The organism is Flavobacterium piscis (assembly GCF_031457575.1).
In the GTDB taxonomy this organism is placed as follows: Bacteria; Bacteroidota; Bacteroidia; order Flavobacteriales; family Flavobacteriaceae; genus Flavobacterium; species Flavobacterium piscis_A.
The window spans coordinates 240,372-263,252 of record NZ_JAVDWQ010000003.1; the positions used below are offsets into that span (position 1 = coordinate 240,372).

The following is a 22,881-nucleotide window of genomic DNA, read 5'->3' on the forward strand; positions in this document are numbered from 1 at the left end:
ATAAGAATTTCAAAAACCAAAAAGATGATGAGCAACTCAGAATTTGGAAGTATTTCATTTGATTTACCAAAAAACCAATCAAATGTAATCAAAGTCATAGGTGTCGGTGGAGGCGGAAGTAATGCTATCAACCACATGTTCAAGCAAGGTATTAAAGGGGTAGATTTTATCGTTTGTAATACAGATTCACAAGCACTTCAAAATAGTTCTGTACCAAACAAAATTCAGTTAGGTGTAAATTTAACAGAAGGTCTTGGCGCGGGCGCAAATCCTGATGTAGGGCAACAATCTGCTATTGAAAGTATTGCCGACATTGAAAAAATGTTAGACCGTAATACTAAAATGGTATTTATTACCGCAGGTATGGGTGGTGGAACTGGTACTGGAGCAGCTCCGGTAATTGCGCAATTAGCCAAAGAAAGAGAAATTCTGACAGTTGGTATCGTAACGATCCCATTTCTTTTTGAAGGGAAAGTACGTCAGGAGCAAGCACTTTTAGGGATAGAGAAATTACGTAAGCAGGTAGATTCGTTAATCGTAATCAACAATAATAAATTAAGAGAGGTTTACGGAAATCTTGGTTTTAAGGCAGGATTCTCAAAAGCTGATGAAGTTTTGGCGACCGCTTCAAGAGGGATTGCTGAAGTTATTACACATCACTATACACAGAATATCGATTTACGTGATGCCAAGACAGTATTGTCAAATAGCGGAACTGCTATTATGGGATCTTCAGTTGCGGCAGGTGAAAACAGAGCGAAGGAGGCTATTATTTCAGCCCTGGATTCACCATTGTTAAATGACAATAAAATTACAGGAGCCAAAAACGTATTGTTGCTTATCGTTTCTGGATCAAATGAAATTACACTTGATGAAATCGGTGAAATTAATGATCATATTCAGGCTGAAGCAGGTTATAATGCTAATATTATCATGGGTGTTGGTGAAGATGAGACCCTTGGTGATGCCATTGCTGTAACCATTATTGCTACTGGTTTTGATGTTGAACAACAAAATGAAATTGTAAATACAGAACCTAAAAAGATAATTCATACATTGGAAGATGAGCAAAGAAGTGTTCATAATCTTTCCAGTAGATCAGTTACTTCTTTTGATCTGAATAATGATACACCTTCTTCAAAATCAGAAGAAAAAATTGTATTTGACCTAATGGAGGATACGGTTGTGCCAGTAACGCCAACTACTCCAGTTGCTGTTGCTCCGGCAATCAATCAGGAAGAATTAGTGGTAATGTCTGAGTTTATTAAAAATCTTGATGTCACGTTTGAAATAGTTTCACCACTTACTGATATCGATTTTACGGTATCAGCTCCGGAAGTTGCACAAGAAGTAAAACCTGTTCAAAGAGTTTTTGAGCAACAGGAACAAACTACTTTTTCTTTTGATTTGCCACTTTTCAAAACTGAGCCGGAAGTAAAAAAAGAGCCGGTTTTTGAAGACAGTAAAATCTTATTCGAACTGACTAATGAAACCCGCGAGATGAAAGTTAACGAACCGGTACAATTTGTTCCGGTAACAGAACTTTCAGAAAATGGAGTTATCAAATATTCGTTAGAAGAATACATGGAGGTTGAGAATGATTTAATTACATCAAAACCTATTGATAAAGTAATCGAAGAAGTAATTCCTGAGGAATTAAATATTACGATGAAACCAAGAGTTGATTTTGCGAGTGAACCTGATTTTACAACAACTTCAGAGGTTTCTCCAATGGAATTGACAATTGAGGAAACATTACGATTGAGAGCAGACGAAAGAAGAAAAAAATTAAAAGAATTTAATTATAAATTCCATAATAATGTTTCTAAAATTGATGAAATGGAAAAAGAGCCTGCTTACAAAAGATTAGGTATTGATTTATCCAATTCACAATCAAATAACAGTAATTCAAGGATATCTGTGGGAACTGACAGTAATAATGATTTACAATTGCGTTCGAATAATTCATTTTTGCACGACAATGTAGATTAATTTATAGCTATTAATATATAGGTAGCCCGAAAATTGGATTTAATTTTCGGGTTATTTTTTTTATCTTCGCACAGAATTTAAGATTTGGGTTCCTTATATTTGACATTTATGTATAATTTTATTGTCAATTTTTAGGAGCTATCATACTTTCAATAATTACCAATTTATAAGTTTCGGCTTATCCAAATAAAAATAAAATGAGTTTACAAACACTAATCATGGACGAAATAAAAACCGCCATGAGAGCAAAAGATACAGTAGCATTAGAGGCATTAAGAGCGATTAAATCTGAAATGTTATTAGCTGCAACAGCATCAGGTTCTAAAGAAGAGTTGTCAGAAGATGAAGAAATTAAATTACTTCAAAGACTGGTTAAGACACGTAAAGAAAGTGCCAGGATTTTTACTGAGCAAAACCGTCCAGATTTGGCTGAACCGGAATTGGCTCAAATTGCTGTAATCGAGAAATTTTTACCGGCACAATTAAGCGAAGCGGAAGTAGAAGCTGTAATTGCCAGGATTATTGCAGAAACCGGAGCTTCAGGTATTGCTTCAATGGGTAAAGTTATGGGATTAGCCTCTGCGCAATTAGGCGGAACTGCTGAAGGAAAAACAATATCTACAATTGTTAAGAAATTATTAGTATAAAGAAAGAATTTCATGTTTTGGAGTTCCGATTTTAGATTGAATCGGAACTTTAAAATCATAAATTAACTGACTGCGTAGTTCAACTGGATAGAATATCAGATTTCGACTCTGAGGGTTGCAGGTTCGAGCCCTGTCGCGGTCACAAAAGGTAAAGCCTGAGAATAAACATTCTCAGGCTTTTTTTATGGTTCGACAAATCATCTCTGGATTTGATTAATAAACACCTTATGTTTATTGAGTTTCACGATTCGAACCCTTTAAAGTTTTTAACTTATATGTTAGACTTTTGAAAGGAAGTAGTTTACTATGTCAAAGAAAAAAGCTTAGTCTTAATTTGTCTTAACTTACCGTCCGCTTTTTATTAGCATATTCAGTATTTGATTGGTCTATGTTTAGCATTGGTGGTTATATCTTCCAATTTTGGACTCTGTAAAAGTATTTGTTTTTAATTTAAGTAGGGTAAAAGCAAAGTAAATTGTTTTATTGAGTTATATACTTTCGTTATGTAAACCTTTTTGGTTTTTTTAAATAAAAATTAATCATTGGCTTATGGCTTTAAAGAATCAGGTGGAGGCCCAATTGCCAACGGATTGGGGAGTTTTTAAGATTATGGCATATTCTGAGGATGCAGATGACTGGATGCCGCATATTGTTTTAGTGCATGAAAAGACTGATTTTAAAAAACCGGTTGCAGTTCGTTTACATTCGGAATGTTTGACAGGAGATATTTTTCATTCTTTGAAATGTGAATGTGGTAAGCAATTGCATGTGGCTATGGATTATTTTAGGAGTAATGGTGGTATTTTGATTTATTTGCGTCAGGAAGGACGTAATATTGGGATTATTAACAAGCTCAAAGCATATAAACTTCAGGAGGAAGGCAAGGATACGGTAGAGGCTAATCTGGCACTTGGATTGTTACCTGATGGGCGTTCTTTTGATGAAGCTATAAAAATTTTGGAAGATTTGGATGTGAAGTCTATTATGCTTATGACAAATAATCCTGAAAAAATGAAGGCTTTTGAGAATACCAAGGTGACTTTGGCAGATTGTATTCCCATTGAGATTGAGTCAACAAAAGAAAATGAGGGTTATTTGCGTACAAAAAAAGATTTTTTTAAGCATTTTCTTAATTTGAATCCTGTTTAATAATGTCATGATTTTATGAAAAGGAAAGAATTGACTGCCGATTGGTTGTTTTATCACTCGATTTTGATTTTGATTGGGTTGCTAGTCGATATAATCAATGGGACTGTATGTTTTTGTCCTATTGCAGGCTTTTTTGTTTTTTTGTTTTTTTTGTTTAAAAATTGGCCGGGATTTACGGAAAAGAAACGTTGGGGTGGTGTACCTAATGTCGTGACATTATTTCGGTTGATGCTGCTTTTTGTAGTACCATTTAGTATGAATGATCGTTTAAATCTAGCTGTTTTGGGTACTGCTTTCATAGTGTTGGATGGTGTTGATGGTTTTTTGGCGAGACGGCTTGATCAGATTACGGATTTTGGAGGGCAGCTCGATATGGAAACTGATGCTTTTTTCTGTTTGATGTTTTCGTTGTTGATTGGATTTGAATATACAGAAATGAAATGGGTTTTGGTTGCGGGATGTATGCGGTATTTTTATAAAATAGTTACAACGATATGGAATAGAAATGCTTTTGCAGAGACAAAACAAGAGTATGCTCGTTTTTTTGCAGGTTGTTATTTTGTTAGTTTGGTGCTGTTTTTTTATGTGGATTTTTCATTTGGGAAATATATTGTTGCGATTGGTAATGGGTTGGTTCTATTTTCGTTTTTGATTTCGTTTTTACATTTTTTTAAAAAAAGAAGCGTGTGATTATTATTTTAACATCTGACATTTGTAAAAAAATTAGTGGTGGAACGGTTTACAATACGAAGCTTTTTGAATTTTTAATAGCAAAAGGCCACAGGGTGACAGTTGATGTTATATCGGATATTAATAGATATGATTTTAGAGAGGATGTGTCCTATATAATTGATGGTATTTTGATTGATGAAAAACTGAATGCAGCCAGATTAAAGTGTTTTAAGATTTGTTTTTTGATTCATCTTTGGCCTTCTGTAAATGGTTTGCATGTAAATAATAATAGGTTGATTAAGGCTGAGAAGCTGATTTGTGAGACGTTTATAATTTTTGTTACGGGACTGGTTTCATTGGATTATATGAATAATGTCATACAGCCTGCAACCAAAACATGTTATTTAATAGAACCTGGGATTAATAGTGGCTGGAAGACGAAAGATTGCTTTAATGAGAAACCGCAGAAAATAGTTTATTTGGCTAATTTTATTGAAGGAAAGGGGCATGTTAAACTTGTGGAGCTTGTTAAAAAGTTGGGATATTTGGATTTCAGGGTAGATTGTTTCGGCGAAATACTTTCAAAATCTTATTTTTTGGAACTTGTAAATGAAGTTGAATGTTGTGAATTAGAGAATATTACTTTTAACAATGCTGTACCACATGAGCATATAAATGAATTGCTTTTAGAATATGATTTGATGCTGCATTTTTCGGATTATGAAAGTTATGGTATGGGGGTTATGGAAGCACTTTGTGCGCATTTACCTTGTATAATTACACCCACGGGTAACTTTAAGAGGTATCAATCTATTGGTATTCAGGGTGTTTTGAATTCTTTTGATGTGAGTGAAATGACAGGTGCTGTAGAAGATGTTCTAAATTCACCTGCCAGGTATTTACAATTAGTACAATCTGTAAAAGGGGTAAATATGCAAAGTTGGGAGACTAACTTTGAATTGTTTTTAAGTAAAATGGAAGAGTTATGATAATTTTTACATTTGTGTTTGGGTATCTTAGTTTACTTATTGAGTTGATTTTTTTTCATGTGCCAAGCGTAGCAAATACACAGAATTTTTTCAAAAAAAATAATAATTATGGGGTTGATGAAAGTGAATATATTGCTAAAATCTATGAATGGCCGATGTGGAAAAAAATTATGATTTTGGCGGTGCCGTTCCTTTTTATAAATATTTATTTTTTGCTGCCTTTTTTATATTTTTTTCCAAATCTTCATGGAAGTAAATGGCTGATTTTTGAAACGAATAATTGGTTAATTATTACCGGAACACTTTGTGTGTTTATAGGCAGATTGATAACATTTGGCTCTATGTTATATATGCGAAAAGAAAATAAACAAATAGAAAATAGTTTTAAACTACATGTAAGAGGTATTTTTAATTATTCCCGAAATCCGGGATTAGATGGTATGTTTTTGTTTTTTACCGGATTTGGTATTTTGTTTCCAAGTTTTTTAATTTGGGGAGGATTGATATTATATTTCTTTTATATGCGATTTAGAGTGAAAATTGAAGAGGAATTCCTGAAGAAATTATTTAAGGAAGAATATTTGGAATATATTACTAGAACGAAACGCTTTTTATTATTTTAAATGGAAAAGATGATTGAGAATCAGCAGCAAACGATTAAAGCATGGTTTGATAAAACGTATTTAACAAGAGGCGAAATGTATCTTCGACCGAAAGAGGCGTATTATATTTTTGCTGAATTGCTTGGGATTAAACCTGATGCAAAATTGCTCGATGTTGCTTGTGGATTGGGCAGAATGTTAGAAATAGGATTAGATTATAAAGCGGAATGTAGTGGTGTTGATATTTCTAGTGTGGCAGTAGAAAAAGCAAAATTGAAACTACCGGAAGCTGTAATTGTAGAAGCCAATGCCGAAGCGCTGCCTTTTGATAATAACATGTTTGATTTTGTTACCTGTCTGGGATCTTTAGAACGGATGCTTGATAAAGATAAAGTTTTACAAGATATTAAAAGGGTTACAACTGCTGATTCCAGAATTTGTTTTATGGTAAGAAATTCTAATTCCTGGCGCTGGCTGTTTACTAAAAAACTTTTTTTTGCAGTTAATAAAAAAGGACATCAGGACGCAAAAAGTTATCAGCAATGGAAAGCTTTATTTGAGCAACAACAGCTTGAAGTCATGAGTTGTATCCCGGATCAATGGCCGATAATGCGTATATTACAGATTTTGACTTTTGGTAAATTTAATGGTTACAAAAAGAAACAAAACAGTTTTACACCATTACAATATGCTAATGAATTTATTTTCATATTGAAGAAGAATTAACTTGAATACACCAACCGACATAACGCAATTATATAATGCTCTTTTTCAAATTGAAGCTAAACTAAAATCCAATGGAGAATATCCGATTCATAAACGGTTAAACTTCGGGGGAGTGTTTAATGATATTTATGAATATTTGGCTTCAAAAATAGATATAGAAAATAAATACATCTTAGATGCCGGCTGTGGTGTGGGCTTTGGCAGCTTACTATTTGCAAAAAACAATGCTGGAAAAGTTACTGGAATCAGCGTTAGCAATTTAGAAATAGAAAGCGCTAATCGCAATAAAAATAAATATCATTTTGATAACGTTGATTTTAAAGTCAGCAATTTTGAAAATACTGAATCTTGTAATTACGATTTAATTTTTTGTGTAGAATCACTTAAACATTCCTTAGACTTTGATAAAGATTTTAATGCATTATTAAATGGGCTAAAGACAAATGGTAAGTTAATCATTGTTGATGATTTTTTTGAAAACAAAACTACAACAGCAATGTGTGAGGCTTTTATGGCAGATTGGAATTTGAATTTTTTATTCGCATCGTCTCATTTCTCTGGCATGCCACATAAATTTACACTTGAGTTAGAAGATTTAACGCATTTTATGCCTAAAAAATCTTTATTTAAAATCAACATGCAACTTCTGTTTTTTAAATTATTAAAGCGTAAGTCGATGTTTAAAAAGCTTTTTAAAGGTGGATTGTTACTTGATAAATTGTATGCTAAAAAAGCAATGAAATATCAATTAGTTACTATAACAAAGCAAGAATGAAGCATACATTAATATATACGTTTTTAGGTGTTTTGCCTCCAGTTATTAGTTTTGTTCTATTACCTGTATTTTTAAAATATTTGACTACAAATGAGTATGTAATATTGTCATTATCCAATGCTTTTTTTGCAGTATTTTCTATAGTTTTAAACTTAAAAGTAGATCAGGCGTTTAGGCATATTTATTTTTTTGAACCGGATAATGCAGCTAAACAGTTGGCATTGTTTAGGAATTTGTTTAATTTTCAGGTTATTATTTTTTGTTTTTGGATATTCATTATGTACCTCTTTGGTAATCAGTTGTTTCATTTTATTTTTAAAAACAATTTTTCGTTTTTTCCTCATACTTTTATAATGATGTTATCGTTATTTGTAGGCATGCTGAATGGTTTCTATTTTCTTTATTTGCAGAATAAATTTGAAGTCAGGAAGTATAGTTTCTATTTTATTGTCAATATTTTACTTACACCAATCTTGCAGGTGCTATGTATAAAAGTATTAAAACTAGGGTTTTTATGGTTTTTGCTTTCGTCTCTTTGTGCTAACCTGCTTGTGTTTTTGTTGATTATTTTTAATAATAGGCTGCTTTTTAAAATTGAATTTTCAAGATCTGTTATCAAAGAGGCACTTCAGTTTTCGTTGCCATTTATTCCGTTTTTGATACTATACAATTTAGAAAATCAATTAGACAGATTTTTTATAGAGAAGTTTTTGTCGCTAGAGGATTTGGCACGTTATTCAGTTTTATTAAGCATTTCAAGTGTTATTTTCATACTGTTTAATAGCCTGGATAATGCAATAAGACCGGAATTATTTTCGATACTTTCTAACAAAACTGAAAAATTTGAATTATTAATTCAGGAAAAAATGGATTTTTATCTTTTAGTAGGCTTTATGGCATTAAGTTTTTTATCAGCTTTTGGCATAAATATTCATTGGTTTTTAAATCATTCAAAATATAATGGCATAAGTTTATATTTTCCGATAGTAACCCTTGCATTTTTGCCATTAATTTTATTGCGTTTTTTGGCACTCATTTTAATGTATGAAAACAAAATTAAAAAGATTAATTATTTTACAGCCGGTAAAATAGTATTGATGACAATTCTGTTTTATTTTTTAGTACCCGAGCTAAAAATTAATGGTGCGCTAATGACGATCGGTATTTCAAATTTGTTGAATGTTTGTATTTTTTACAAGATTCTTCATGTAAAAATACTTCCAGGGCGAAAGATATATTTTTATATTACCCTTTTTGCATTATTAAATAGTGTGATGTTATTTTTGAATAAATCGACACTTGTATCTTCAATAGCTATTATTCAATTTAGCCTTTTTGTTTTGATATTTCTGGTAAAATATCAAAAGGAATTAAGAAAACAATGGCAACTATTAAAAATAATCTAATATGAAAGTTAAACCTGCCTATTGGGATTTGTTATTAAATATAAAAGAAGCCTACAAAAGCATTGATGTATCAACACAAACGCTAAGTATTACTTATGAATATAACGTCATAAAAAGCACAGATTCATCTTTGTCAGAATATCTGGCAGTCATTTGCTTTTATCCTGATAAAGAAAAAGATGCTTTTTTTGAAGTTTTATATAGTAAGACTTTTCCAAAACTGCTAAAAAATGTTTTTAAACTGTATTTGGACTATATATTAGTAAACAAACATTCAACAATACCTTTCACCTGTGTTCATGTGGCACAAACTATTGATGGCAAAATTGCGACAGTGTCCAGAAAATCTAAATGGATTGGCAATCAGGAAAATTTAATTCATAACCACCGAATAAGGGCACTGGTTGACGCAATACTTGTTGGTGGTAATACATTTAGGATTGATAGACCAAAGCTGAATGTGAGGCTTGTAAAAGGCAAAAGCCCTATTAAGGCCATAATTGCAAATTCACCTTTGGAACTTGAACATTTAACACCGGGCAAAACTTATCTTTTTAGTAATAAAAACCTATTCTATAATCATATGCCCCCTGACGTAGAAATAGTTAATATCAACGATGGAACTGAGTGTATACCTATAAAATCATTATTAGAAGTTTTGAAGCAAAATGGTGTGCATTCTGTTCTTGTAGAAGGGGGGGCTTTAACGATTAGAAGATTTATTGAAGACAAAATGCTGTCAAGAATAGAGTTTCATATTGCTCCAATGTTATTTGGTTCAGGTAAAAACGGAATTGAATTGCAGGAAATTCAAGATTTAAACGAGGCAATACGTTTAAATAATCCGAAGTATTATAATATAGGAAATGCTATAATGATAGTTTCAAATTTATAGTTTATGAGAGTAAAGGCATTTTGGCATAACAATAAAAAAACATCAGAAATAAAAGCTGAACCGCTTGATTTTAGTAATGTAAATCAAGCGGTTAAAATATGCACCAGGTATTCTTCAATAAGTATAGGTACAGAGAAACTCGTTGCCAACGGGGAAATACCCCTAGATCTATATACTAAAATGAAAGTGAATTACATGGGTGGTGGTTTTGATTTTCCTGTAAAATATGGCTATTCATTAGTGGGAGAAACAGATGATCATAGATGGGCACATGTTATGCATCCACATCAAAATCAAATTATAGTTAATAATGATGATTGTTATTTTTTCTCTCAGGAAGATATAGACCCAGTCGTTGCTACCCAGTTTTCTAATCTTGAAACGGTAATTAATGCTATTTGGACATCTAAAGTAAAACAAACAGATATCGTTTTAGTTTGTGGTACTGGAAGCGTTGGTATTTTATTGGCACAAACAATAAAAGAACATATTGGGGCAACAGTATTTGTCCTGGAATCAAACCCGGTCAAAAAAGAAAAGTTAAAACACTTCGGGTTTGATTTATGTACAAACAGCCTCGAATATGATATTACATTTAATGTATCGGCCAACGAAAAAGGCTTGCAATATTGTATCGATCATACTGTGGAGGAAGGAAAAATTATAGAGTTAAGCTGGTACGGGAACAGCTCTGTTTTATTACAATTAGGTGGAAATTTTCATTATAAAAGACTACAAATTATCAGTTCACAAGTATCTTCAATACCATATGAAAAAAAAGAAGCTTATAACTTTTTAACTCGAAAACAATTAGCAGAACATTTACTTAGAACTATTGATTATAAGGTTTTTATATCGAACATAATTTCCTTTGATGAATTACCTTTTTATTTTGATCAAATTAGAAAAAATAAACCTAATGAAGATTTCATAACTATAGTAAAATATTAACCAAACATAAAAAATATGTATTTTGTAAAAATTAGAGAAAGCATGATGATTGCTCATTCCTTAAAGCATCCTTTTTTTGGACCGGCACAAAATGTTCATGGAGCAACGTTTGTAGTAGACGTAACATTTAAGACCACAAGCCTTGACGAACATAATGTTGTAATTGATATTGGTCTGGCACATAAAGTAGTAAAAGACATATTATCAAAACTTGATTATCAAAATTTAGACGATTTAGATATTTTTAAAGGTAAACTCACCACCACAGAGTTTGTAGCCCGATATGTCTATGACGAGGTAAATTTAAAAGTAAAATCTTATTTTGAAGGTAAAATCAGCGTTTCAATAAAAGAAAACCCCAATGCCTGGGCTGGTTTTGAAGAGAATTAATACAACGACAGGACTTACAAAACACAATAATACACAATAATAAGCTATTTACATTTATGATCGCAGTTGCTATTTATTTATTCCTTAATTTTTTGCTATTTGTTCCTTTGTATTTTTTCAATAAAGAGACCTCAACCTTTTTACCTATAAACCAAATCTTCAGGCAAAAAAGCTTGCGATTAGTAAGAGGAGCATTATTTGGACGAATGAATAAAGACATATTTCGACTAAACATAGAGTACACAATGGTTATACTCTTGCTGTCAATATTAAAAAATTATATTAATTTTCAATATGTAGCTGTTCCATATCAAATATATTACATACTTACCTTAATTGTATTTTACTATCACTATAGCATTTATGGTATTTATAATACTTTTCCTGCTGTTAGTTCTGATTTTCAGCTCATTATACAAGGTTTAAAAATCGCATGGGCTGGCTATAAAAAACAATTACTACTTGGTATTGGTGCTTTTTTAATTTTATTAGTTCTCATCATTAAGTTAAACACCATAATGCTTGCACAAATTCAAAATACGAATGTCATAATGTTAAAGATACTCGCATTAATTATTGCATTCATACCACTTAGACACTTTTTTTTTCGCCGTATAAACTATATTTATTTTCAGACAGAGAGCCATTTTGAACACTATTCAGGCATGGAAATTCAGGCTCTTACATTTTTAATCAGTTCTAATATTTTTTTTAGTAAAAAAGCAAAGAGCGAGATAGCTTTAATACCTCAGATTTATAACAAAACTGAGCTTATATTATCGCCAGATCAAACACTAAAACAAAGTCCTAACATTTATTTTATAGCTGTGGAATCCTATGGTGCCATTTTATACGAAAACGAAGCATATACGCAACCATACATTCAACTATTGGAAACCATGCACCAAACAATTCAAAGTGATCAATGGCACGCTGCAAGTTTTTTATCAAATTCACCTGTAAGTGGCGGAGGCTCATGGATGGCATTTTTTTCAGTTCTCAAAGGCATACAAATAAAAACAGATTCCCTTTACCGTAAATTAGTCCAGCTAAGGGATCAATATCCTGTACAATCCATCTTTACCGTATTAAGAAAATTTCAATACAGCACCTTTTTGGTTTCAGGAATTGGAGGGTTTGAAAATTTAAAAGTACCATGGAAAGAAATTTTAGAATTTGCAGATGTACAAGATGTTGTTACCCACAAAAATCTTAATTATACAGGTCCGCTATTTATTTTTGAGTCAGCACCCGATCAATACTTTCTCAATCGGTCAATTCAAATCATGAAAGAAAAGAACCAGGGTAAGCCCATCGCTTTTTTTGTAGAAACTCTCAATTCCCATTACGATTTTTATACCCCCACCGTAATCCTGGATCAATGGGAAGACTGTAATACCACTTCTTTAGAGGATTACAGACCAACAGATCCAAAAAATAATAACAAAGAGAATTACTTTGAGGCCATTAAATATCAATTAAAGACCATTGAAAACTTAATTGTAAACGAGTCGGAAGATACTATTTTTGTCATTTTCGGAGATCACCAGCCGCCGATGATAACAACCGATCAAAACTCGTTCAAAACCCCTGTACATATCATTTCAAAAAACAAGGATTTTATTGCATTATGGCATCAAAAAAATTTTTCAAATAACCTCATCGTCGATATTGAAAAAACACCAATTGTCCATCATCACGAATTAAAAAACTTATTTTTAGAATGCTTTTTGCAGCAATATTCAGTCTAAGGCTATGTAATCTCAGTAGATATATATAATTAACGTGAGTTCGGTATAAAAAATGTTTGAAAAATAGAGATGGTTTATGTGAATTAATAGCTGACAAACAATTAACTACATTTAAAACCACCTCTATGTTAGATGCGAATAAACGAATTCTCTAAAAAACACTAAAACTATCAAATTGTTTTAAATTTTCCTTCGGCGAAACTCCCATCCCAATTTCCAACATAAGCTGCTGGAACTTTTGACTTCTTTATTGAATATTAATAGGACATAATTATGAAATTTATAAATAGTACGGGTAGGTATTTTGTTTTCTTTACAAAATATTATTTATACCAAATAAAAAACACTTAGATTTTCTATTTTTATGATTTCAATAGTACTTGATAATCCACGATATATTATATGGCTTCTAAATTTCAAATAAAGGATAAAAATACTGAAGGTAAATTTATAAAAATTGCCACTTTTAGAAAGGAAATTAAAAAAACAGAACCCCATAAGCATAACAGCTATTTTGAAATTATCTATTTATCTGAAGGAAGTGGTGCTCATTTTATTGATAACTATAAATATGAAGTTTCACCTCCTGTTATTTTTTGTGTTCGTAAGGAACAGGTACATCATTGGGATTTACTGAGTCTTCCTGAGGGTTTTGTATTAATTTTAAAAACAGAATTTGTAGAAAGAAGTCTGGATATTGAATTGAAATCATTATTGGCGGCACTTAGCAGTTTATCCAGTTTGCAGGTAAAAGATACTGTTACTTTAAATCAGCTTTTTGAATTACTGATTAAGGAAAATAGTTCTGATGAAATTTATAGTTCAGCCATAGTTGAAGGATTACTTAAAGCTTTATTATCAAAAATATTACAGGAAGCAAAACATTTTAGAAATGAAATTGTTGTAAAAAAAAATACTTTTTATGCTTTTAAGGATTTGCTGACTCAAAGCGGTACTATAAAAAACAGTGTTGCATATTACGCTGAATTGCTTCATACAACACCTCAAAATCTTAACGCATTATGCCGAAAAGCAGTTAATCAATCTTGTGCGGATGTACTTTCAGAGTTTATTATAAGTGAGGCCAAACGATTGTTAATTTATACAGACGTAACGGTTTCAGAGATTTCCTTTACATTAGATTTTAAAGATCCCTCCCATTTTGTTAAATATTTTAAGCGTAATACTGGATTTACTCCCTTAAAGTTCCGTAACATGTAAATTGTTTTCATACCATAGTATTTTCAAATGTACCATATTCAGGTATGGGGCTTTTGTACCTTTGATTGATAACCTACAGATGCTTGACAATGTAGATTTTCAAAAAAAAGGTACTTATATGATAAAATACTTCTTTGTCTTATTGTCGATTTTTAGTTCTATAAACTGTATCTCACAGAATCATTCGCAAAAAACACTTTATGAATTATTAGAGACGGCAGAAAGCAATTATCCCCTGCTCAAATCAAAAAAACTTTCTATCGATGCAGCTCAAAAAAGAGTTGAGATGAGTAAAAGCACTCTTATTCCATCTCTGGATGCAGCATATCAAGTGAATTATGCTACTTATAATAACATTACAGGAATGGCAAATCCTCAGTTTTTGGTTCCTATCAGCGGACCACCTTCCTCCGGTAATGAGTATGAGGGTGTATTTGGAAGTGCCGGGAGTTTACTTTTAAACTGGAAGCCTGTAACATTTGGACAAAGGGAAGCTGAAGTGGCTTATTCACAGACTGGAGTTAAGTATGCTATAGCTGATGCCTCTAATGAATTACTGCAGCATAAAGTTAAAGTAATTACGACTTATTTAGATGCGCTTATTTATGACGAACTTATAAAAGTATATCAGGAAAATATAGCAAGAACTTCCATTAATTATGAAACGGCAAAAACTTTAGTTAATAATGGTATTAAGCCAGGTGCTGATAGTGCGCTATTTTCATCAGAAGTGTCAAAAGCCAAAATAGATTTGCTCAATGCAAAGAAAAATAAGGAAGCAGCAATGATTAATCTGGCAGAGCTTTTAGCGTCAAAAGACAGTCTGTCAATAAAAAGTGAATTCTATTTTACAAGACTGCCAGATACAACTGATTTTGGCAGTACAAGTAAAAACCCATTATTATCATTATATAATACTTCAATCGAATTGGACTTAGCCAAACGTAAATCTATTGTAAAAACGACTTTGCCTACTCTAGGAGTCTGGGCTACGACTTTTGCCAGAGGCTCTGGAATATCTTATGAGGGTAATGTAAATTCATTAGAAGGGATGGGCTTGCAGCGTTTTAATTATGGTGTCGGTTTACAGCTAAGCATACCTATTTTGCAGTCTTTTAAAATAAGATCAGAATTGCAATATCAGGATTTAATAATAAAAGCAGATCAGGAAAAGGTAAATGAATTGATTTTAAAGCTTGATAAACAGTTACTAAATGCTGATATGACATTAAAATATGCGCTAAAGATTGCAAAAGAAGGACCATTACTAATTGAGTCAGCTAATTACGCGTATAAGGCAGTACAATCAAGGTACAATTCTGGTTTAACAGATCATGCCGATTTAATACAAGCGCAATACAATCTTTTAAAAGCGCAGACGGATAATAAAACAGCCTATATGGCGGTATGGAAAACGATACTTTACAAAGCCGCTATTAAAGGAGATCTTAATTTATTTTTAAACCAGATTAATTAACAACGGCTATGAATATTATTAAGGGAGCCTTACAAAAACCAATTACAGTTATTGTTTCTGTTTTGTGCATTGCTTTTTTCTCAGCGATTGCCATAAAAAAAATGAAAATTGACATTTTTCCAAAAATGGGCCTGCCTACTATTTATATAGCCCAGCCTTATGGAGGATTATCACCCCAACAAATAGAGGGTTTTATTACATCCTATTATGAGTACCATTTTTTATATGTAACAGGAGTAAAAGTTGTAGAATCAAAATCGATACAAGGTGCTGCTTTGATAAAAATTGTTTTTCAGGAGGGAACAGATATGAGTCAGGCAATGGGAGAAGTCGTAGGATACGTTAATCGCTCACGGGCCTTTATGCCTCCAGGGACAGTTCCGCCTTTTGTCACACGTTTTGATGCTGGCAGTATTGCAGTAGGTCAATTAGTCTTTAGTTCAAAAACTAAAACACTGGGGGAAATTCAGGATTTGGCCCTATTTAAAGTACGCCCTATGTTTGGCACTTTGCCGGGCGTGTCAGCGCCACCGCCATTAGGAGGTAATCAAAAAACGGTAATTATCAAATTAAATCCAGATAAGATAAGAGACTATGATTTAAACCCTGATGAGATTGTACAAGCCTTGGCAAAGGCAAATACAATTACACCGGCTGGTAATATTAGAGTTGGTGAGCAAACTTTAATTACAGAATCAAACACAGTTGTTGATAATATAAAAGAATTGGAAAATATTCCTCTTCAGCTTGGTCCAGGCCCTTCAATTTATATTAAAGATGTAGCAAATGTTGAATTGGGATCTGATGTTACTACCGGTTATGCCTTAATTAACGGAAAAAGATCGGTTTATATTCCGGTAACCAAACGTTCTGATGCTTCTACCTGGGATGTGGTGCAGAGGGTAAAGGCCGCCTTGCCAGATATGCAGGCAGCAGTTCCTGATGATATTGTTGTCTCTTACGAGTTTGACCAATCAGGCTATGTAATTAATTCATTGGAGAACCTGATTTTTGAAGGTGGCCTTGGTGCCATACTTACAGGTTTGATGGTTTTTTTATTTTTAGGGGACAAAAGAGGTTCTATTATTGTAATTCTTACTATTCCTTTATCTTTGCTTGTTTCAGTCGTTTGTCTGAATGCCTTTGGACAAACCATCAATACAATGACTTTGGGAGGTTTGGCTTTGGCTATTGGTATTCTGGTTGACGAAGCTACAGTAACAATTGAAAATATACATAGTCATCTGGAGATGGGGAAAATAAAATCCAGAGCTATACTTGATGCCTGTTTAGAAATAGCTTTTCCAAAATTAATGATCCTGCTTTGTATTTTAGCCGTTTTTGTACCTGCAATATTCATGTCCGGCATTCCTGGATCAATGTTTTTGCCGCTGTCTCTGGCTGTAGGATTTGCAATGATTGCTTCTTTTATTTTGTCACAAACTTTCGTGCCCGTTTTTGCTAATTGGCTTATGAAGGATAAATTACAACACCAGGATAATAATCGATTTGAAACGTTTAAGAGAAAATATAAAAAATGGATTGAAGAGTTTTCTAAGAAATCAAAGCGGGTTACCCCTGTTTTTATTTTAACTTCCATTTTATGTCTTCTTGGTCTGTTTTTTATAAATGGCACAGATATTTTTCCGAAAGTAGAAGCGGGACAGGCTCAGGTCAGGTTACGTTTGCCTACAGGTACACGAGTAGAGAGAACAGAAAAAGCCACTCGAAAACTATTAGCTATTGCAGATAAAGCCAGCAATGGAAATGTAGAAATAACTTCAGCATTCGTTGGTACTCAGCCCCCAAGTTTTCCGGTTAACTATATTCATCTCTGGACCGGAGGACCTAATGAATCTATTGTAAAAATAAATTTAAAAAAGAATTCAGATCAGACAATAGAAGAATTTAAAGAAAAGATGCGTAAAGAGGTAGCAGCTGATATGCCAAATGCACAAATTTCTTTCGAGCCGGGTGATATGACCGAACAAGTTATTAATCTGGGATCTACTAATCCTATTGAAATTGCTGTCTTGGGTAAAAATATTTCAGAATCACGAAAAATTGCTGAGAACCTAACAAAAAAATTGGCGAAAATTTCCTATTTGCGAGATGTACAGATTGCAACTCCATTGGATTATCCCAATATCAAAATAAATATTGATCGTATCAAGGCGGGGCAATTGGGATTAACCGTTGACCAGATTAGCAGATCAACCATTGCGGCGACTTCATCGAGCCGATTTACGCAGCCCAATTACTGGCTGGATAAGAGTACAGGGACTGCTTACCAGGTGCAGGTAGAGTTTCCGCAATATAAAATGAATACTCCGGAAGCTTTAGAAATTATCCCTTTAACAAAAACGGCAGGCAATCCTGTTTATTTGAGAGATGTCTCCACATGGAAAAAAACCAATAGTTTAGGTGAGTATGACCGTATAAACCAACAGCGTTATATAACGATAACGGCCAATATTCATGATAAAGATTTAGGAAGTGCGGTAAAAGAAGTCAATAAAACTATTGAATCATTGGGAGAGCTTCCCAAAGGAGTTAAGATTAATTTAAGAGGACAAGCTGATTTATTAAGCCAGACAATGAAGGAACTAGAGTCAGGATTGCTAATTGCTGTTGTTGTAATATTTATGTTATTGTCTATCAGTTTTCAGTCATTTAGGCTTTCTCTTGTTGTGCTTTCTATACTGCCGGCAGTAATCTCGGGCTCTTTATTATTGCTCTTTATTACCGGAAAAACATTAAACATAGAATCTTATATGGGGATTATAATGGTTGTGGGGGTAGCAGTTGCAAATGCAATTTTGTTTATTACCAACGCACAGGAATATCAAAGACAAAACAATGAATTTTCGTTTTCAATTGGTGCCAGTAATCGATTAAGACCAATTGCAATGACCACACTTGCCATGATAGCAGGTATGATTCCTATGGCAATTGGATTTGGTGAAAACGGCAGTCAAACAGCTCCATTGGGTATTGCAGTAATCGGAGGATTACTATTTTCAGCTATCAGTACATTGTTGTTTTTGCCGTTAATCTATCAGAAGGTTCAATCAAATAAAATATACCAAAATAATTCGTTGGATCCTGACGATATAAACAGTAAATATTATGATAGCAACGAATAATAAAATTTTATTAAGTTATAGAGTCAGACAACATAAAGTAAAAAAATAAGCATTTAAAAGCAATGAAAAACAAAATAAATCATATTGCATGTACTTTGGTATTGTTAAGCATTATGCTAGTATCCTGTACATCAAAAGAGAAAAAAGCCCTCGAAGAAAAAACCGGAGCAAAAATTGATTCGACTGAAGTATTTATTCTGGAAAAACAGGAAGTTAGTAAAACTTTTTCATTCCCCTCTGAATTAATAGCCTTGGAGCGTGCTGAGATGTTTGCTAAAGTAAGCGGCTACATAAAACTTATTAAAGCTGATATTGGTGACAGAGTTATTAAAGGTCAGGTTTTAGCAGTGATAGAGGCTCCGGAAATGTCATCTAATTTGTCACAGGCAAACGCAGATGTTCGGTTTGCTCATTCCAGATATTTATCAAGTCTGGATGCATTTAAAAGAATAGAAAATGCTGCTAAAGTAAGCGGTACAGTGGCTATGGGAGAGTTGGAAAAAAGCAGGAATCAAATGCTGGCAGATAAGGCGGCTGAAGAAGCTGCAAAATCAAAAATGAATGTCATGTCCAGCTTAAAAGATTATTTAACAATACGATCACCATTTGCAGGAGTTATTGTTCAAAGAAATGCAGATACAGGCACATTGGTTGGGGCAGCAAACGCATTACCAATTTTTATAATAGAAAATACTTCATTGCTTCGGCTAAGAGTACCTGTTCAGGAAGCTTTTAGTACTGCTGTTTCCGATTCGTCTTCTGTTGGTTTTACAGTTGATGCCCAACCGGATAAAAAGTATTATGCTAAATTGAGCAGGAAAGCGGGAGCTATAAATAAAGGCAATCGAACTGAAATATGGGAATTTATTTTTGATAATAAAAATCAGGAATTAAAATCAGGAATGTATGCCAATGCTGTTTTAAAACTTGAAAGGACAGGCAGTTCTTTTGTGGTAGCTCCTTCAGCCATTTGTACAACACTAGAAAAAAAATTTGTAATTCGTCTCAGCAATAAGATGACACAATCTGTTAACGTTAGAAATGGAATCAACACCGGAGATAAATTAGAAATATTTGGAGATTTGAAACCAGGAGATACATTATTATTGAATGCTACTGATGAAATAGAGGATGGGACTGTATTTATTCCTAAATTTAAAAAGTCAGGCCCCGAAATTAAATAGCAATAGTGAATGTTGTTATTTATAGAAATGCCAATATGTATCTTTCACAAAGTTGATAGAACTTAAATAAATCTATGTTAGGATTAAATATAAATATGTAAACTTATTTTAGGACGAGACACACCGGTGGTGCGAGTTTTAAATACGAGATTTGGATCGGGTATATTTTTAATTCTCATTGCATTTTTTTAAAATCAAGTGTTTTTCTTTTACATGAATCATCTCTATTTTTTTAATATTTTTATATCGAACTCACGTTATATCAGGGCTGTGTTTAGCAAAAACTTCAGCAATTCCCTTTTCCAATTCTCCGATTGGGAACCAGGTAATAATATAGTTTTATTCTTTTAATAATTTTACATTACAAATTAATTTTAATATTTATTTTGTCAATTCACTTTGTTTATTAAGCCACCTGCTATCTTCTTTTATCTTTTTATTGCTAAAGAATAACAAAAGGATGTTGTTCTTGTCAGGGGTTGCAAATGACATTTTTAATATAGGATAATTCCTTTAAAATATTACATATAATTACAATACCCCTTCTGGCAGTGTTATTTAAATTTAAAAATAAACACATTTAAGCCTAATATACGATACATTTCTGGGCGCTTTGTTTTTTTCTTAATAGGTATTTTTGCATTTCATCTTTCTGTTTCTTGATGGACAGATTTGTGAATTATCATATGATGCTGTTAAATCTTTGTGTAGAATGCAAATAATATGTAAAAATTATAAATGACGTTTGACTCTTGTCGCTTTTTTAAAACTTATAATTTTTATTGAGACAATAAACTGATAAAATTTTTTTATTAGTAAAAAAGGACTGGTGGTTTGGACTTTAAATTAGAAATTCATGAGTTTTTCTTCTGTTTTTATATCTCTCTTGTAATATAAAAATCTACTAATTCTGCTTTTTTCTGTTTTTGTTGATAGTTGATATTGATATAAAAATTAAAGGTTAATACTATTAGAATTTGCAAATCAATATAAGTTTTAAATAAATGGAACAAAAAAAAAATACCACTAACCTAACAGGTGACTCTTTACTTTGGAGTAAATTAAAAACAGGAGATGAGAAAGCTTTTTCGGTACTTTTCAAAAAGCATTATGAGCATTTAGTGCGTTACGGAAATTCTTTTTCAAATCATCCGGAAAAAATTCAAGATTGTGTTCAGGATGTTTTTACTGATATTTGGATATACAAACATTCGTTAAATGATAATGACAATGTAAAAGCCTATCTTTTATCAAGTGTTCGTAAAAGGTTTTCCAGACTTCAGGCGAAAGATCGTATTTTCAATAAAATAGCACCAGCAGATGCTACTAATTTTTTATTTGAATTTTCGATTGAACACCAACTCATTTCTGATGAAATTACTGCTCACAAAGTAATGCAATTAAACAAACTCATTAATCTCCTGCCTTCAAGACAAAAAGAGGCGCTTTACTTAAGGTATTATCAAGGTCTTAGTGTTGGTCAAATGGCTGACATACTAGAAGTTAATTGCCAATCTGCAAACAATTTATTACACCGCGCATTACTCAATTTAAGAAAAAATGAACTTTTAAGTATTTTCTTATTTTTAATGCGGTAATGTCGCATATTATAACTTTATCATAAAAAAATGCATTTTAACTGAGTAGTTATTAAAGAAATGATCCTTTATGTGTTTGTAAACTTATTTTCAAATGCAAAAACGCAACCAATATACAGAAATTGAAGATTTTTTATCAGACATCTCTTTTCGAGAGTGGATACGATTAAATATTGATAGGGATAACTGGGAAGAATGGACGTTAGAAGATACTAAACGTGCAAGATTAGTAGAAGAAGCACGACTATGGATTTTAGCCATGAAAGTACCTGGCAATTCTTTCAGTGCTTCAGCGGTACAGGCTGCATTAATTTCTACCTGGAATAAAATTGAGCAAAAAGAAACTACTATTTCAAATAAACAAACAGTAAAATTATGGAATAAGAAATGGCTAAGATCTGTGGCGGCAGTTTTATTGTTTGGAATACTCTTTCCCTGGAGCTATAATTATTTATTTACCAGTAATAATATCTCAAAAGAGATATATAAAGAACTTGTAGATGGAAATAATGAGGGTTTGGTAGAACAAATCAATAATTCTGACAAACCTCAAATTATAACCTTATCAGATGGAAGTTCTGTCCTGTTACAACCCCAAAGTAAATTAAGTTATCCTAACAGTTTTGCTGGAACAGAAAGAAGGGTTTATATCTCTGGTGAAGGTTTTTTTGAAATCAGTAAAAATCCTGAAAAACCTTTTTTTGTCTATGCAAATGAAATTGTTACGAGAGTTGTTGGTACTAGTTTTAAAATAAGTGCTTATGCTGCCAAGCCAAATATTGAAGTACTTGTAAGAACAGGAAAAGTTAAAATTAAGTATAACCAAAAGATACTGAACATTGATAAAAATGAAGAGATCACTTTATTGCCCAATGAAGCCATTCGTTTTACACGTAAAAATTTAAAATTCAAAAAAATAACTGATATAACAAAAGACGAAATTTTAATTCATTCGTTAAGCAATATTGAACAAATTTCTTTTGATTTTGCTGATACTCCAGTAAGTCAAATATTTAAAGCCATTGAACAAGCTTACGTAGTCAATATTGATTTCTCAAAAGAGAAACTAAAAGAGTGTTACTTAACCAGTTCGTTAAGCGATCAGCCTCTGCCTGAAAAACTAAAAATTATATGCAAAGCATTAGGAAACAATACTAGTTATGAAATGAGTGGAAACCAAATCATCATAAATTCTGATGGTTGTAATTAACCTTAAAACGCCTATGTAAAAAAAACTTGAAAAAATAAAAAACGCCGAAAATGGTGTATCATAATCGACGCTTAAATGAAATCAAATTGTTTTCTGCAAA

General features: G+C 32.4%; 19 protein-coding genes and 1 tRNA gene. All 20 read left to right on the forward strand.

What is annotated here, in order from left to right; all coding sequences use genetic code 11:
* Window positions 1-24: 24 nt before the first annotated feature.
* On the forward strand, window positions 25-1,992 hold the full coding sequence (ftsZ, locus tag J2W48_RS06400; protein ID WP_310279548.1) for a cell division protein FtsZ: 1,968 nt from the start codon (window positions 25-27) through the stop codon (window positions 1,990-1,992).
* A gap of 197 nt (window positions 1,993-2,189) precedes the next feature.
* On the forward strand, window positions 2,190-2,639 hold the full coding sequence (locus J2W48_RS06405) for a GatB/YqeY domain-containing protein (RefSeq protein WP_310279551.1): 450 nt from the start codon (window positions 2,190-2,192) through the stop codon (window positions 2,637-2,639).
* 68 nt (window positions 2,640-2,707) lie between these two features.
* Window positions 2,708-2,781: transfer RNA gene (locus J2W48_RS06410), tRNA-Arg, on the forward strand.
* Window positions 2,782-3,188: 407 nt separating this feature from the next.
* Entirely contained in the window at window positions 3,189-3,788 is a 600-nt protein-coding gene (gene ribA, locus J2W48_RS06415; protein WP_310279553.1) for a GTP cyclohydrolase II, read from the forward strand.
* 15 nt (window positions 3,789-3,803) lie between these two features.
* Window positions 3,804-4,478 carry a CDP-alcohol phosphatidyltransferase family protein gene (locus tag J2W48_RS06420; protein ID WP_310279555.1) on the forward strand — a complete coding sequence of 225 codons (675 nt, stop codon included), beginning with the start codon at window positions 3,804-3,806 and terminating at the stop codon, window positions 4,476-4,478.
* The gene (locus J2W48_RS06425; RefSeq protein WP_310279557.1) at window positions 4,475-5,449 is read left to right on the forward strand and encodes a glycosyltransferase; all 975 of its coding nucleotides are present in this window, start codon (window positions 4,475-4,477) and stop codon (window positions 5,447-5,449) included. Before J2W48_RS06420 ends, J2W48_RS06425 begins: the two co-directional genes overlap by 4 nt.
* A complete protein-coding gene (locus tag J2W48_RS06430) occupies window positions 5,446-6,072 on the forward strand; it encodes a methyltransferase family protein (RefSeq protein WP_310279558.1) in 627 nt (208 codons plus the stop codon). The genes J2W48_RS06425 and J2W48_RS06430 overlap by 4 nt, the downstream gene beginning before the upstream one ends.
* 9 nt (window positions 6,073-6,081) lie before the next feature.
* The gene (locus J2W48_RS06435) at window positions 6,082-6,777 is read left to right on the forward strand and encodes a class I SAM-dependent methyltransferase (RefSeq protein WP_310279561.1); all 696 of its coding nucleotides are present in this window, start codon (window positions 6,082-6,084) and stop codon (window positions 6,775-6,777) included.
* Window positions 6,778-6,889: 112 nt separating this feature from the next.
* Window positions 6,890-7,552 carry a class I SAM-dependent methyltransferase gene (locus J2W48_RS06440; protein WP_310279563.1) on the forward strand — a complete coding sequence of 221 codons (663 nt, stop codon included), beginning with the start codon at window positions 6,890-6,892 and terminating at the stop codon, window positions 7,550-7,552.
* Window positions 7,549-8,958 (forward strand): lipopolysaccharide biosynthesis protein, encoded by a 1,410-nt coding sequence (locus tag J2W48_RS06445; protein ID WP_310279565.1) that lies wholly within the window; start codon window positions 7,549-7,551, stop codon window positions 8,956-8,958. Before J2W48_RS06440 ends, J2W48_RS06445 begins: the two co-directional genes overlap by 4 nt.
* A 1-nt stretch (window position 8,959) precedes the next feature.
* A complete protein-coding gene (locus tag J2W48_RS06450) occupies window positions 8,960-9,853 on the forward strand; it encodes a RibD family protein (protein WP_310279567.1) in 894 nt (297 codons plus the stop codon).
* Window positions 9,854-9,856: 3 nt separating this feature from the next.
* Complete coding sequence (locus J2W48_RS06455) at window positions 9,857-10,804, forward strand: MDR/zinc-dependent alcohol dehydrogenase-like family protein (RefSeq protein ID WP_310279568.1); 948 nt, start codon at window positions 9,857-9,859, stop codon at window positions 10,802-10,804.
* Between the two features lie 15 nt (window positions 10,805-10,819).
* A complete protein-coding gene (locus J2W48_RS06460) occupies window positions 10,820-11,194 on the forward strand; it encodes a 6-pyruvoyl trahydropterin synthase family protein (RefSeq protein WP_310279570.1) in 375 nt (124 codons plus the stop codon).
* Between the two features lie 206 nt (window positions 11,195-11,400).
* Window positions 11,401-12,945: a sulfatase-like hydrolase/transferase gene (locus J2W48_RS06465; protein WP_310279572.1), complete on the forward strand. Its 1,545-nt coding sequence runs from the start codon at window positions 11,401-11,403 to the stop codon at window positions 12,943-12,945.
* Window positions 12,946-13,347: 402 nt separating this feature from the next.
* Window positions 13,348-14,166 (forward strand): AraC family transcriptional regulator, encoded by an 819-nt coding sequence (locus J2W48_RS06470; protein ID WP_310279574.1) that lies wholly within the window; start codon window positions 13,348-13,350, stop codon window positions 14,164-14,166.
* 118 nt (window positions 14,167-14,284) lie between these two features.
* The gene (locus J2W48_RS06475; protein ID WP_310279576.1) at window positions 14,285-15,643 is read left to right on the forward strand and encodes a TolC family protein; all 1,359 of its coding nucleotides are present in this window, start codon (window positions 14,285-14,287) and stop codon (window positions 15,641-15,643) included.
* 8 nt (window positions 15,644-15,651) lie between these two features.
* Window positions 15,652-18,789, forward strand: coding sequence for an efflux RND transporter permease subunit (locus J2W48_RS06480; protein WP_310279577.1), 3,138 nt, complete (start codon window positions 15,652-15,654; stop codon window positions 18,787-18,789).
* A 62-nt stretch (window positions 18,790-18,851) separates the two neighbouring features.
* Entirely contained in the window at window positions 18,852-19,973 is a 1,122-nt protein-coding gene (locus tag J2W48_RS06485; RefSeq protein WP_310279578.1) for an efflux RND transporter periplasmic adaptor subunit, read from the forward strand.
* Window positions 19,974-20,977: 1,004 nt separating this feature from the next.
* The gene (locus tag J2W48_RS06490; protein WP_310279580.1) at window positions 20,978-21,571 is read left to right on the forward strand and encodes an RNA polymerase sigma factor; all 594 of its coding nucleotides are present in this window, start codon (window positions 20,978-20,980) and stop codon (window positions 21,569-21,571) included.
* A gap of 94 nt (window positions 21,572-21,665) precedes the next feature.
* Complete coding sequence (locus J2W48_RS06495) at window positions 21,666-22,781, forward strand: FecR family protein (RefSeq protein ID WP_310279582.1); 1,116 nt, start codon at window positions 21,666-21,668, stop codon at window positions 22,779-22,781.
* Window positions 22,782-22,881: the final 100 nt, after the last annotated feature.

What these genes read in the sequence shown, in the direction of transcription:
- ftsZ (WP_310279548.1), top strand. Translation starts at nt 25, where the DNA reads ATGATGAGCAACTCAGAATTTGGAAGTATTTCATTTGATTTACCAAAA.
- J2W48_RS06405 (WP_310279551.1), top strand. Translation starts at nt 2,190, where the DNA reads ATGAGTTTACAAACACTAATCATGGACGAAATAAAAACCGCCATGAGA.
- ribA (WP_310279553.1), top strand. Translation starts at nt 3,189, where the DNA reads ATGGCTTTAAAGAATCAGGTGGAGGCCCAATTGCCAACGGATTGGGGA.
- J2W48_RS06420 (WP_310279555.1), top strand. Translation starts at nt 3,804, where the DNA reads ATGAAAAGGAAAGAATTGACTGCCGATTGGTTGTTTTATCACTCGATT.
- J2W48_RS06430 (WP_310279558.1), top strand. Translation starts at nt 5,446, where the DNA reads ATGATAATTTTTACATTTGTGTTTGGGTATCTTAGTTTACTTATTGAG.
- J2W48_RS06435 (WP_310279561.1), top strand. Translation starts at nt 6,082, where the DNA reads ATGATTGAGAATCAGCAGCAAACGATTAAAGCATGGTTTGATAAAACG.
- J2W48_RS06445 (WP_310279565.1), top strand. Translation starts at nt 7,549, where the DNA reads ATGAAGCATACATTAATATATACGTTTTTAGGTGTTTTGCCTCCAGTT.
- J2W48_RS06450 (WP_310279567.1), top strand. Translation starts at nt 8,960, where the DNA reads ATGAAAGTTAAACCTGCCTATTGGGATTTGTTATTAAATATAAAAGAA.
- J2W48_RS06455 (WP_310279568.1), top strand. Translation starts at nt 9,857, where the DNA reads ATGAGAGTAAAGGCATTTTGGCATAACAATAAAAAAACATCAGAAATA.
- J2W48_RS06460 (WP_310279570.1), top strand. Translation starts at nt 10,820, where the DNA reads ATGTATTTTGTAAAAATTAGAGAAAGCATGATGATTGCTCATTCCTTA.
- J2W48_RS06465 (WP_310279572.1), top strand. Translation starts at nt 11,401, where the DNA reads ATGAATAAAGACATATTTCGACTAAACATAGAGTACACAATGGTTATA.
- J2W48_RS06470 (WP_310279574.1), top strand. Translation starts at nt 13,348, where the DNA reads ATGGCTTCTAAATTTCAAATAAAGGATAAAAATACTGAAGGTAAATTT.
- J2W48_RS06475 (WP_310279576.1), top strand. Translation starts at nt 14,285, where the DNA reads ATGATAAAATACTTCTTTGTCTTATTGTCGATTTTTAGTTCTATAAAC.
- J2W48_RS06480 (WP_310279577.1), top strand. Translation starts at nt 15,652, where the DNA reads ATGAATATTATTAAGGGAGCCTTACAAAAACCAATTACAGTTATTGTT.
- J2W48_RS06485 (WP_310279578.1), top strand. Translation starts at nt 18,852, where the DNA reads ATGAAAAACAAAATAAATCATATTGCATGTACTTTGGTATTGTTAAGC.
- J2W48_RS06490 (WP_310279580.1), top strand. Translation starts at nt 20,978, where the DNA reads ATGGAACAAAAAAAAAATACCACTAACCTAACAGGTGACTCTTTACTT.
- J2W48_RS06495 (WP_310279582.1), top strand. Translation starts at nt 21,666, where the DNA reads ATGCAAAAACGCAACCAATATACAGAAATTGAAGATTTTTTATCAGAC.